This window comes from Proteus sp. TJ1640, assembly GCF_003144445.1.
Lineage (GTDB): Bacteria > Pseudomonadota > Gammaproteobacteria > Enterobacterales > Enterobacteriaceae > Proteus > Proteus penneri.
The window spans coordinates 264,237-276,826 of the sequence record NZ_PENY01000021.1; the positions used below are offsets into that span (position 1 = coordinate 264,237).

The following is a 12,590-nucleotide window of genomic DNA, read 5'->3' on the forward strand; positions in this document are numbered from 1 at the left end:
ATGTGCATGGCTGGCCATAAATCAGCAAATCTTTTACTTGTCGATGACGATCCTGGGTTATTAAAGTTACTTGGCATGCGATTAACAAGTGAAGGTTTTCATATCTTCACCGCTGAAAGTGGACAAGAAGCACTAAAACTTCTCTTAAAAGAAAAAATAGATCTTGTTATTAGTGACCTCCGAATGGATGAAATGGATGGTATGGCGCTGTTTGCTGAAATACAACGCCAGCAACCAGGTATGCCTGTTATCATTCTTACCGCTCATGGCTCTATTCCTGACGCAGTGGCTGCAACGCAGCAAGGTGTATTTAGTTTTTTAACTAAACCCGTTGATAGAGACGCACTTTATAAAGCGATTGATGAAGCACTTGAGCTTGTGACTATTGTTTCAGATGAAGAGTGGTCAAAAGATATTGTGACACGTAGCCCGCAAATGCTACGTTTATTAGAGCAAGCAAAGTTAGTTGCACAATCTGATGTCAGTGTACTTATTAATGGCCAAAGTGGTACAGGTAAAGAAGTACTTGCTCAAGCTATTCATCGTGCCAGTCCTAGAGCGAAAAAACCTTTTATTGCCATTAACTGTGGCGCCTTACCTGAGCAACTTCTAGAGTCTGAATTATTTGGCCATGCGAAAGGCGCTTTTACAGGAGCGGTGAGTAGTCGTGAAGGTCTATTTCAGGCAGCTGAAGGCGGCACATTATTTTTAGATGAAATTGGCGATATGCCAATGGCATTGCAAGTTAAGTTATTACGTGTTTTACAAGAGCGAAAAGTTCGTCCATTAGGCAGTAATCGCGATATTGATATTGATGTACGTATTCTTTCTGCAACGCATCGTGATTTACCTAAAGCGATGGAACGTAATGAATTTCGTGAAGATCTATTCTATCGTTTAAATGTGGTTAACTTACGTATACCGACATTAAGTGAGAGAGCAGAAGATATTCCTGTTCTTGCAAATCATCTACTACGTGAATCGGCTAAACGCCATAAGCCTTTTGTTCGAAGTTTTTCAACCGATGCGATGAAATGCTTAATGACAGCAAGTTGGCCGGGTAATGTGCGTCAATTGGTTAACGTTATTGAGCAATGTGTTGCGTTAACAACAGCACCAGTGATTAGTGAAGCGCTTGTCACACAGGCATTACAAGGTGAAAATACGGCACTGCCGACATTTGCAGAAGCTAGAGGACATTTTGAAATGACCTATTTGAGAAAACTTTTGCAAATGACAAAAGGCAATGTGACTCAAGCGGCGCGTATGGCTGGACGCAATCGAACAGAGTTTTATAAATTGTTATCTCGTCATGAGCTAGATGCGAATGATTTTAAGGAATAACCTTTTCAGATAACGAATATATTTTTAAACTAATTTTCCTTTTATGCGGAAGATAGCGGAGAGACTAATTTTTATGAGTCGTAAACTAAAACTCGCCATGGCTCAACTTAATTGGGTTGTTGGCGATATTGAAGGTAACTGCGAACGCATGTTATCTACCATTAAAGCACAAGAAGAGGCTGATTTGGTCATGTTCTCTGAGTTGGCTTTATGTGGTTACTCTCCTGAAGATCTGCTATTTCGTCCTGATTTCCAACAGCGTTGTGAAACACAACTTACGCGTTTAGAACAAGCAAGTAAAAAAACGGCGATTGTTGTTGGACATCCTTGGTGGCAAAACGGCAAAATTTACAACGCACTTTCATTTTTCTATAAAGGTGAATTACAAACGCGTTATTTCAAACAACAATTACCTAATTATGGTGTGTTTGATGAGAAGCGTTATTTCCAACAAGGAAATGAGCGCTGTGTGGTACCATTTAAGGGTTACCACTTAGGTTTGTTAATCTGTGAGGATATTTGGATCAATGAACCTATTGATGCATTAAAACAAGCGGGTGCTGATCTTGTTTTATCTATTAATGCATCACCTTATAACCGTGAAAAACCTCATGTACGTACACAGCTAATTAAAGAACATTGCCAAAGAACACACCTCCCCGTGATTTATCTTAACCAAATTGGTGGTCAAGATGAGTTGGTATTTGATGGTTGTTCAAAAGTATTTGATGAGCGCGGTGCTATTACCCATCGTTTAGCTGCATTTGATGAACAAACCACTATCGTTGAATTCGACGAGTTGAATATTATTCCGATGGTAGATCCTGCTCCGGAACTTTCACCTTTAGCACAAGTTTATCAAGCGTTAGTACTTGCAACGCGTGATTATGTAATTAAAAATGGCTTTAAAGGGGCAATTCTAGGCTTATCTGGTGGTATTGACTCTGGATTAACGGTTGCTATCGCAGCTGATGCTTTAGGCAAAGAGAGTGTTCAGGCCGTTATGATGCCATTCCGTTATACTTCAGAAATGAGTATTCATGACGCGAAAGAACAAGCAGATTTATTAGGCGTTGAGTTTGATACTGTTTCTATTGAACCGATGTTTGATGCTTTTATGGCTCAGCTTGCTCCTATGTTTAAAGATACTGCCGCAGATACCACAGAAGAAAATCTACAAGCACGTTGTCGTGCTGTTATTTTGATGGCAATGTCGAATAAACGCCGTCGTTTAGTGTTAACTACAAGCAATAAAAGTGAATCAGCAGTGGGATATTCTACATTGTATGGTGATATGGCGGGGGGGTTTGATGTATTAAAAGATGTCCCTAAAACGTTAGTTTTTGAGCTTTCTAAATATCGAAATACACTTTCACCAGCTATTCCTCAGCGTGTTATTGATAGACCACCATCAGCAGAACTTGCACCAGGACAAACAGACCAAGATAATTTACCTCCTTATGACATTCTGGATGCTATTCTTGAAGGCTATGTTGAGCAAGATAAATCTGTATCTGACTTAGTTGCAGCAGGATTTGATGAAGCAACAGTCCGTAAAGTGATAAAATTAGTCGATATTAATGAATATAAGCGACGTCAAGCCCCTGTCGGGCCACGTATTACAAGTCGTAATTTTGGTAAAGATCGCAGATACCCAATTACAAGCGGTTTTGGTCGCCACAACTGGTAATAGCAGGATAATACGATGAAAAAAATTGAAGCGATAATTAAGCCGTTTAAATTAGATGATGTAAGAGAAGCACTGGGCGAAGTGGGTATCACGGGAATGACCGTAACAGAAGTGAAAGGCTTTGGTCGCCAAAAAGGGCATACAGAGCTTTACCGCGGTGCCGAATACATGGTCGATTTTTTACCTAAAGTGAAGATTGAAATTGTTGTCTCTGATGAAATTGTTGAAACCTGTGTAGATACAATCATGACAACAGCACAAACAGGTAAAATTGGTGACGGTAAGATTTTTGTTTTTGATGTGAATCGTGTTATTCGTATTCGTACTGGCGAGCAAGACGAAGAGGCTATTTAATTAATTAACTTAAGCCAAATAATTTATTATTCATTTTTATTTAAGCCCGATATTTTTAATCAAGATATCGGGCTTTTTCTTTTTCTTGTACATAATTAATTTTTTAATGTTTTGCCTATAATGCTATTTATATCTTATACAAGTCTATTGATGATATAGAGCAATTTATTTTACTATTTTTTGTGAATTTTAAGGCACAAAATGTTATTCAATAACTTTTAAGTAAAGTTATTATCATCAATATTAAAAATTATTAAGGTATGGGCAAAATAGTGTTTAATTATTTATTAAAGCGTCTCGCTTTATTTTTATGTGCAGCAGTATTAATCGCTATCACTACGGGATTTATTTTTCTTGATATTTTGGTTTTTGATAATGGTATTTCTGAAACGTCGGTAACTGAATTAGCCCAAGAAATTATCGTTGCTATTATTTGCTTATTCTTTTTTGTTAAAGTGTGCCAAAAAAGTGAACAACGGGGAGCATTCACGCTTATTATGGGGTTTTTCTTGTGTATTTTAATTCGTGAATTAGATGGTGTATTTGATCAGATTGCACACGGATCTTGGGTTTGGTTTGCTCTAACGGTAGCATTTGTTTCTATTGCCATTGCAATTAGAGAAGGCAAGAAAACATTAAAAGGCTTATTTCATTTTATTACTCATCCAAGCCATGGAATGTTAGTTGCTGGCCTGTTATGTATTTTATTGTTTTCTCGTTTATTTGGCATGGGAATACTTTGGCATAAATTATTAGGTGAAGATTACAACCGTGCCGTCAAAAACATGGTAGAAGAGGGAAGTGAGTTATTTGGTTATACACTCTGTTTAATTAGTGTTATTTGGTACGGTTTTTCTGCTAAAGAGCATGTAATTCCCGCAGCGATGGAAAATAAATATCGATCATAAAAAAGTAGTGAAATAACCTAAAAAAGCGCTGATAAATATAATGCTATCAGCGCTTTTTTATTTAATTTAAAATTGAATGTTAATGAAGGTATTTTTACTGCAAATCTTGCGTAATAACGGCATGCGGACCAAAACATTCATAATGAAGTTTTTCGCTATTAATACCCAGTTCAATAAGCTGCTTAGCAACAGATTGCATAAAAGGTAATGGACCACAAAAATAGAAATGCATATCAGGAATAGCTAACCAATCTTCAACTTGTTTTAATATCATTAATCCTTTGAATTGATAATCTTTATTTTGCACGTCTTCAGCACGTGGTGTGCGATACCATATTGCTTGTTGATAGTGTGAAAGCTGATTGCCGACTTGATTAACTTCATCTTTAAAAGCATGAACACCACCGTGTTCAGCCGCATGTAACCAATTAATATTTGCTTGATGAGTTGAAAGTGTGTGTAACATTGACAGCATTGGTGTTAAGCCCACACCTGCTGAAATTAAGGTTACTGGCGTTGTTGGTGACACATCTAAATAGAAATCGCCCCCTGGTGCGGCGACTTGTAAAATATCCCCTTCTTGAATATGGTCATGAAGAAAATTCGATAAAATACCTTTCTCTTCGCGTTTGACTGCGATGCGGTATGTTTTATTATTTGAAGATTGAGTTAATGAATATTGACGTATTTCTTGGTTTTCAAGGCGTTCATCACGGATATAAAGACTTAAATATTGTCCAGCTTGATAAGGTGTAATATCAAGGCCGTCTTCAGGAGCTAATTCAAAGCTGGTAATGACATCACTTTGTTTTACTTTATGTTTAACTTTAAAGTTTCGTAATCCTCTCCAACCTCCATTTGTTTGTTCTTTTTGTTGATAAATTTGCTCTTCGCGTTTGATAAAGACATCTGCCAATACTTGATAAGCCGCTCCCCAAGCATCTAGCACTTCTTGTCCGGGGCTAAACATCTCATCAATGGTTGCTAATAAATTTTCACCGACGATAGGATAGTGTTCAGGAAGAATGTTTAAACTAGCGTGTTTTTGTGCGATTTTTTCAACGGCAGGCAAAATGGTAGTTAAATTTTCAATGTTCGTTGCATAAGCGCATATCGCATTAAATAAGGCTTCACGTTGTGCGCCACTGCTTTGATGACTCATGGTGAAAATATCTTTTAACTCTGGATGACGAGAAAACATTCGATCATAAAAATGGGCGGTTAATGCTGGGCCTGTTTTAGCAATGAGAGGAATTGTTGATTTAATTGACGCGATAGTTTGTGCATCTAACATAATTGCTCCTGAAAATTTTTCAGTTTATTGTGAATATTTATAAATTGTATTTTATATGCAACTTATCTCTTTTTGATTATTTTGTAAATCTCTGTTTTTATTTTTTAACAAAAAATCTCAATTCTTAGAGAATGATGCGGGGTGTTTGCAAAATAAGGCGAGATGTGCCTCAAAAAGAGGAATAAGCACAGGATAAAATGAGGTTGTTAAAAAGTAATAATGTGCTGTTTTAGTTGGATGGCAAACGATTGCGTATTTTTTCATTAGGGGCTATCTCAATGAAGAAAAAGAGTTTACACTGTATGCCATTCTTTCTCCCATATGGGAGTTTGTCTTTAGTGAAGTTAGCTGAGTCAGGAGATGTGAATGTTAAAACGTGAAATGAATATTGCTGATTACGATCCAGAATTATGGAATGCAATGGAAGGTGAAGTGACTCGTCAAGAAGAGCACATCGAACTAATTGCTTCTGAAAACTATACCAGCCCTCGTGTTATGCAGGCGCAGGGATCTCAGCTGACAAATAAATATGCTGAAGGCTATCCGGGGAAACGTTACTACGGTGGTTGTGAGTATGTGGATGTTGTAGAGCAACTGGCTATCGATCGTGCAAAAGCATTATTTGGTGCAGATTACGCTAACGTACAGCCTCACTCAGGCTCTCAAGCAAATGCCGCTGTTTATATGGCATTATTAAAACCAGGTGATACTGTTTTAGGTATGAACTTAGCGCAAGGCGGTCACTTAACTCATGGTTCACCAGTTAACTTCTCTGGTAAACTATATAATATCGTACCTTATGGTATTGATGAATCAGGAAAAATTGATTACGAAGATATCGCTATTCAAGCTAAAAAACATCAACCAAAAATGATTATTGGTGGCTTCTCTGCCTATTCTGGTTTGGTTGATTGGGCAAAAATGCGTGAAATCGCAGATAGCATTGGTGCCTACCTGTTTGTTGATATGGCGCACGTTGCGGGTATGATTGCTGCGGGTGTTTATCCTAACCCAGTTCCTCATGCACATGTTGTTACAACAACAACGCATAAAACATTAGCAGGCCCACGTGGTGGTCTTATCCTTGCTAAAGGTGGCGATGAAGAGTTTTATAAAAAACTGAATTCTGCTGTATTCCCTGGTTCTCAAGGTGGTCCTTTAATGCATGTTATTGCAGGTAAAGCGGTTGCATTAAAAGAAGCTATGGAGCCAGAATTTAAGGTTTATCAGCAACAAGTTGCCAAAAACGCGAAAGCAATGGTAGACGTTTTCTTAGATCGCGGTTATAAAGTAGTGTCTGGCGGAACTGAAAACCACCTGTTTTTATTAGACTTAGTTGATAAAGACATCACAGGTAAAGATGCAGATGCTGCACTGGGTCGTGCAAATATCACTGTTAACAAAAACAGTGTACCAAATGATCCACGTAGCCCATTTGTAACTTCTGGTGTTCGTATCGGTTCTCCAGCAATTACACGTCGTGGTTTTAAAGAAGCGGAAGCTCGTGAATTAGCCGGTTGGATGTGTGATGTCCTTGATAATATCAATGATGAAGCGAACATTGAGAAAGTGAAACAAAAAGTCTTGGATATCTGCGCTAAATTTCCAGTTTACGCATAAGTTTGTAACGATATAATAAACCCGTTGTACAAGCCCGCTTCGAGAACTTGTTCTTGGCGGGTTTTTTTGCATCTTAAAAATGGGGGATTGGATGGTTATTCCATCAACATTGTGGCTTGCCTTAGATTATTTTACTTATTTCTTCTCATACGGCATCTTTTTACCTTTTTGGTCCATATGGCTAAAAGGAGAGGGTGTTGATCCTGCAATGATAGGTCTGTTATTAGGTGTAGGTTTAACCGCACGTTTTGTTGGTAGCCTAATTTTAACACCTGCGGTAAAAGATCCGTCAAAACTTATCACTGCATTAAGATTATTTGCTTTTCTCTCATTACTTTTTACTGTTGCATTTATGATGGGTAGCCATTGGGCATGGTTATTCTTTGTGATGACAGGATTTAACGTTTTCTTTTCACCTATGGTGCCTTTAGGCGATTCTCTAGCAGGAACATGGCAAAAACAGTTTCCTTTAGACTATGGAAAAATCCGCGTTTGGGGCTCAATCGCTTTTATTATTAGCTCATCACTGCTAGGTGTTTTAATTGATGTTTTTGGGCATCCCATTATTCTTTATGGGTTGATTGCCAGTACTTTTGCTCTATTCCTGACATCTATGCTTCGTCCTAAAGTTATGCCACAGGGTAAAGTGAAAAAAGCAGAACACAATAACGTCTCCTTTATAAAACTTATTTCAGATGGGCCAGTTTGGCGTTTTCTGCTATGCGTCTCTTTACTGCAAGGTGCACACGCAGCTTATTATGGTTTTAGTGCACTTTATTGGGAAAAAGCAGGTTATGACACCGCAACTATTGGTTATCTTTGGTCATTAGGTGTGGTTTCAGAGGTCATTGTTTTTATGCTGAGCCATCGTTTATTCCGTCGTTGGAGCGCAAGAAATCTACTCTTACTTTCTGCTTTTGCTGGGCTTTTACGTTGGGGATTAATGGGAAGTTTTACTGCATTACCCGCGCTTATTGTCGTTCAAGTCTTACACAGTGGTACGTTTACAGTGTGTCATTTAGCTGCTATGCGCTTTATTAGTGCTCGTCAAGAGCACGAAATTATTCGTCTGCAAGCGGTGTATTCAGCGTTAGCGATGGGAGGGAGTATTGCGATTATGACTATTGTATCTGGTTGGTTGTATGAAAAACTGCCTAACCAAGAATCGTTGATCTTCTGGTTAATGGCTGCATTAACGATCCCTGCCATGTTTATCAGACCCAAAGTACAGCCTCAAAATACCTAATTCGTTTATTTCATAAAATTAAGATCTGCAATATCCTTTGATATTGCAGATCTTTTTCTTTTATATTTTATTCGTATCAACGAAATTAACGTTTTAACGCATCTGTTAATTCGCTGCGAATTTCAGCTAATAATGCTCTGACAACACGAGGGTTACCGGCAACAATATTACCTGTTTGTAAGTAGCCATGGTTACCTGTAAAGTCAGAAACGATAGCACCTGCTTCACGAGCGATTAATTCGCCACCTAAGAAATCCCAAGGTTTTAAGCCAATCTCAAAGAAACCATCAACACGACCAGCGGCAACATAAGCTAAATCTAATGCTGCTGAACCTGTGCGACGGAAATCAGCACAAGGCACAAATAATTTGCCTAACATGTTTATGTAAGCGGCTGAATGTTGTTTACTTTTGAATGGGAAACCAGTCGCAAGAACTGCACCGTCTAAATCGCGAGCATTAGAGCCGCGTAGACGATAACCATTTAATTGTGCGCCTTGACCACGAACGGCTGAGAATAATTCGTTACGCATAGGATCGTAAACAACAGCAACTTCAGTACGGCCTTTAATGCGTACAGCAATAGAAACAGAAAAGTGTGGAAAACGTTTAATGAAGTTAGTGGTGCCATCAAGTGGATCAATAACCCATTGTATGTCGTGATCTTCACCGAGTAACTCGCCACTTTCTTCCGTAATAATGGTGTGTTTTGGATAAGATTTACGGATAATTTCAATGATTGCTTGTTCTGCGTCACGGTCAACGTTAGTGACAAAATCATTGGTACCTTTCTGGTTAGCTTCTACAGATTCAGGATTTTCGTAATTTTTGGCGATTAAATTACCAGCCTTACGTGCGGCACGTATGGCAATATTCAGCATCGGATGCATGGTTATCTTCCACAAGATGTTAAAGAACGAGGATAAAAAACGTGCCAAAGTATAACAGACATTCGTGTTTCTGGCTACAATTGTGATAAAATAGATGGATCACAAAGCAATTAACAAGAAATCAATGTTAGAAAATATTCGCATCATCCTTGTAGAAACTTCTCATACAGGCAATATGGGCTCTACTGCTCGAGCTATGAAAACCATGGGATTAACCAATCTTTATTTTGTTAATCCAAAAGAAAAACCGGATTCACATTCTATTGCCTTATCAGCAGGCGCAAGTGATGTTATTGGCAATGCACATATTGTTAATAGTATCGATGAAGCGATTGAAGGCTGTGGTTTAGTTATAGGAACAAGTGCTCGTAGCCGTACACTTTCTTGGCCAATGCTTGCACCTCGTGAATGCGGTGAGCGCTGTGTTATGGAAGCGAAACATAAGCCTGTTGCTATTATTTTTGGTCGTGAACGTACAGGTTTAACCAATGAAGAATTACAAAAATGTGATTTTCATTTGTATGTTCCGACTAATCCAGAATATGGTTCTTTAAATTTAGCAATGGCTGTCCAGCTTGTTAGTTATGAAATTCGTATGGCAGCACTTGCCCAAGAAGAAAAACAAGAGGAAAATAGCCCATCAGAGATTGATTATCCACCCGCAGATGATATAGAACGTTTTTATGTTCATTTAGAACAGGTGCTTAATGAATCTGGCTTTATTCGTCCTAAACATCCGGGACAAGTGATGAGCCGTTTACGCCGTCTATTTACGCGTGCGCGCCCAGAAACACAAGAACTTCATATCTTGCGTGGTATTCTAACGTCAGTTGAGAAATGGGCTAAGAAATAGAGGGCTAAGTTGATTAACTTAAGTCAACTTTTGACCAAGTATAATACTTGACTAAAACACTCGGATAAATAGTTGACTAAATTACTCAGGAATGACACAATTTGATTATTGTTCACCACGGAGTATTTGTTATGAGACTGACATCAAAAGGGCGTTACGCAGTTACTGCAATGCTTGATGTTGCATTGCATTCACAGCAAGGTCCTGTCCCCCTCGCTGATATTTCAGAGCGCCAAGGGATTTCCCTTTCTTATCTTGAGCAGCTTTTCTCACGTTTGCGCAAAAATGAATTAGTTGCAAGTGTTCGTGGTCCTGGTGGCGGCTATTTATTAGGCCGTGATGCAGGGCAAATTTTTGTTGCTCAAGTTATTTCTGCGGTTGATGAATCTGTCGATGCTACTCGTTGTCAGGGTAATAAAGAAGGTTGTCAAGGTGGTGATCGTTGCCTGACTCATACTTTGTGGCGTGATTTAAGTGATCGTATAACCAGTTTCCTAAGCAGTATCAGCCTTGAAGAGTTAGTAAATAACGAAGAGGTTATGGATGTCGCCGATCGCCAAGACAATGAAAAACGCCATGCTATAAATGGTCGTTTACAAGAAACCATTGTTAATATGCGAGTTTAACGGCGATCTCTAGGTAGGCAAAAACAAAATTATTAAAGAAGATCCGTCGTCTTTGGAGTTAGTGAGCAATGAAATTACCCATTTATCTAGATTATTCAGCAACCACTCCTGTTGATCCACGAGTTGCTGAAAAAATGATGCAATGTCTGACTATTGATGGCATTTTTGGTAACCCAGCCTCTCGTTCACACCGTTTTGGTTGGCAAGCAGAAGAAGCTATCGATATTGCACGCAATCAGATTGCTGATTTAATCGGTGCAGATCCTCGTGAAATTGTGTTCACATCAGGTGCAACGGAAGCTGATAATCTCGCACTAAAAGGTGTTGCTAACTTTTACCAGAAAAAAGGTAAGCACATCATCACTTCAAAAACCGAACATAAAGCCATTTTAGACACTTGTCGTCAACTTGAGCGTGAAGGTTTTGAAGTTACTTATTTAGCACCAAAAAGTGATGGTCTGATTGACCTGAAAGAGCTTGAAGAAGCGATGCGTGAAGACACTATTTTAGTTTCTATCATGCATGTAAATAACGAAATTGGTGTCGTTCAAGATATTGCTGCTATCGGTGAATTATGCCGTAGCAAAGGGATTATTTACCATGTAGACGCGACACAAAGCGTTGGTAAGTTACCTATTGATCTCTCTAAGTTAAAAGTTGATTTACTTTCTCTTTCTGCGCATAAAGTATACGGCCCTATGGGTATCGGTGCACTTTATGTTCGTCGTAAGCCACGCATTCGTTTAGAAGCACAAATGCATGGTGGTGGACATGAGCGTGGTATGCGTTCAGGTACATTAGCCGTTCACCAAATTGTAGGTATGGGCGAAGCTTACCGTATTTTGAAAGAAGAAATGGCTGATGAAACTAAACGCTTAAACGAATTACGTTTACGTTTATGGAATGGCATTAAAGATATCGAAGAAGTTTATATCAACGGTTCTTTAGAACATACTGCGCCAAACATTCTTAATGTAAGTTTCAACTATGTTGAAGGCGAATCATTAATGATGGCACTGAAAGATCTTGCTGTATCTTCAGGCTCTGCCTGTACTTCAGCAAGTTTAGAACCTTCTTATGTACTGCGTGCTTTAGGTTTAACTGATGAACTTGCACACAGTTCTATTCGCTTCTCTCTGGGTCGTTTCACAACAGAAGAAGAAATAGATTATGCAATTGAACAAATCCACAGTGCAATTGGTCGCTTACGTGATCTTTCTCCACTTTGGGATATGCATAAACAAGGTGTTGATATCAACAGTATCGAATGGTCTCACCATTAATCAGACGTTTTCAGGAGTTAAATCATGGCTTATAGCGAAAAAGTAATTGATCATTATGAAAACCCTCGTAATGTGGGATCATTTGATAATAATGACCCTACTGTAGGGAGTGGTATGGTTGGCGCACCTGCTTGTGGTGACGTTATGAAACTGCAAATCAAAGTTGATGATAATGGCGTAATTGAAGATGCGCGTTTTAAAACTTATGGTTGTGGTTCAGCGATTGCATCAAGTTCACTGGTTACAGAATGGATGAAAGGCAAAACATTAGATGAAGCCGAATCTATTAAGAACACAGCAATTGCAGAAGAATTAGAATTACCACCAGTGAAAATTCACTGTTCAATTCTTGCAGAAGATGCAATAAAAGCAGCGATTGCAGACTATAAAAGCAAACGCCAAGGCAAATAATTGTCTTTTATAATAAAAAAATAAAATATTGGCGGATGCTGAAACTTTTTTTCAGTATCCGCTTTCGTTCTT

12 protein-coding genes are annotated in these 12,590 nt (G+C 38.6%); 10 read left to right on the forward strand and 2 right to left on the reverse strand.

Going from position 1 to position 12,590, the window contains the following annotated elements; translation table 11 throughout:
- Nucleotides 1-6 precede the first annotated feature (6 nt).
- From glrR to DK861_RS08680, 4 genes are all read left to right on the forward strand, one after another.
- Nucleotides 7-1,344, forward strand: coding sequence for a two-component system response regulator GlrR (glrR, locus tag DK861_RS08665; RefSeq protein WP_072063249.1), 1,338 nt, complete (start codon nucleotides 7-9; stop codon nucleotides 1,342-1,344).
- A 73-nt stretch (nucleotides 1,345-1,417) separates the two neighbouring features.
- Nucleotides 1,418-3,034 (forward strand): NAD+ synthase, encoded by a 1,617-nt coding sequence (locus tag DK861_RS08670; protein ID WP_109399846.1) that lies wholly within the window; start codon nucleotides 1,418-1,420, stop codon nucleotides 3,032-3,034.
- A 15-nt stretch (nucleotides 3,035-3,049) separates the two neighbouring features.
- Nucleotides 3,050-3,388 (forward strand): nitrogen regulatory protein P-II, encoded by a 339-nt coding sequence (glnB, locus tag DK861_RS08675; RefSeq protein WP_006533462.1) that lies wholly within the window; start codon nucleotides 3,050-3,052, stop codon nucleotides 3,386-3,388.
- Between the two features lie 260 nt (nucleotides 3,389-3,648).
- Complete coding sequence (locus tag DK861_RS08680; RefSeq protein WP_109399847.1) at nucleotides 3,649-4,296, forward strand: hypothetical protein; 648 nt, start codon at nucleotides 3,649-3,651, stop codon at nucleotides 4,294-4,296.
- Nucleotides 4,297-4,390: 94 nt separating this feature from the next.
- Here DK861_RS08680 and hmpA read toward each other — a convergent pair whose 3' ends face one another.
- Nucleotides 4,391-5,590, reverse strand: a complete 1,200-nt coding sequence (hmpA, locus tag DK861_RS08685; protein ID WP_109399848.1) for an NO-inducible flavohemoprotein — start codon at nucleotides 5,588-5,590, stop codon at nucleotides 4,391-4,393.
- Between the two features lie 366 nt (nucleotides 5,591-5,956).
- Between hmpA and glyA the strand changes: the two genes are divergently transcribed.
- Both glyA and DK861_RS08695 read left to right on the forward strand, forming a co-directional pair.
- Complete coding sequence (gene glyA / locus DK861_RS08690) at nucleotides 5,957-7,210, forward strand: serine hydroxymethyltransferase (protein WP_072063246.1); 1,254 nt, start codon at nucleotides 5,957-5,959, stop codon at nucleotides 7,208-7,210.
- A gap of 91 nt (nucleotides 7,211-7,301) precedes the next feature.
- Nucleotides 7,302-8,456, forward strand: coding sequence for a 3-phenylpropionate MFS transporter (locus DK861_RS08695; RefSeq protein ID WP_167426087.1), 1,155 nt, complete (start codon nucleotides 7,302-7,304; stop codon nucleotides 8,454-8,456).
- An 85-nt stretch (nucleotides 8,457-8,541) separates the two neighbouring features.
- Here the strand turns inward: DK861_RS08695 and suhB are convergent, their stop codons facing one another.
- A complete protein-coding gene (gene suhB / locus DK861_RS08700) occupies nucleotides 8,542-9,345 on the reverse strand; it encodes an inositol-1-monophosphatase (protein ID WP_006533452.1) in 804 nt (267 codons plus the stop codon).
- A gap of 124 nt (nucleotides 9,346-9,469) precedes the next feature.
- On the opposite strand from suhB, the gene trmJ reads away from it, so the two are divergent.
- The 4 genes from trmJ to iscU all read left to right on the forward strand — a co-directional run bounded on the left by trmJ (nucleotide 9,470) and on the right by iscU (nucleotide 12,518).
- Nucleotides 9,470-10,198, forward strand: coding sequence for a tRNA (cytosine(32)/uridine(32)-2'-O)-methyltransferase TrmJ (gene trmJ / locus DK861_RS08705; RefSeq protein WP_072063244.1), 729 nt, complete (start codon nucleotides 9,470-9,472; stop codon nucleotides 10,196-10,198).
- Nucleotides 10,199-10,329: 131 nt separating this feature from the next.
- Nucleotides 10,330-10,824, forward strand: a complete 495-nt coding sequence (gene iscR / locus DK861_RS08710; RefSeq protein ID WP_006533450.1) for a Fe-S cluster assembly transcriptional regulator IscR — start codon at nucleotides 10,330-10,332, stop codon at nucleotides 10,822-10,824.
- 68 nt (nucleotides 10,825-10,892) lie between these two features.
- Nucleotides 10,893-12,107 carry an IscS subfamily cysteine desulfurase gene (locus tag DK861_RS08715; RefSeq protein WP_072063243.1) on the forward strand — a complete coding sequence of 405 codons (1,215 nt, stop codon included), beginning with the start codon at nucleotides 10,893-10,895 and terminating at the stop codon, nucleotides 12,105-12,107.
- A gap of 24 nt (nucleotides 12,108-12,131) precedes the next feature.
- Entirely contained in the window at nucleotides 12,132-12,518 is a 387-nt protein-coding gene (gene iscU, locus DK861_RS08720) for a Fe-S cluster assembly scaffold IscU (RefSeq protein WP_006533447.1), read from the forward strand.
- Nucleotides 12,519-12,590 lie beyond the last annotated feature (72 nt).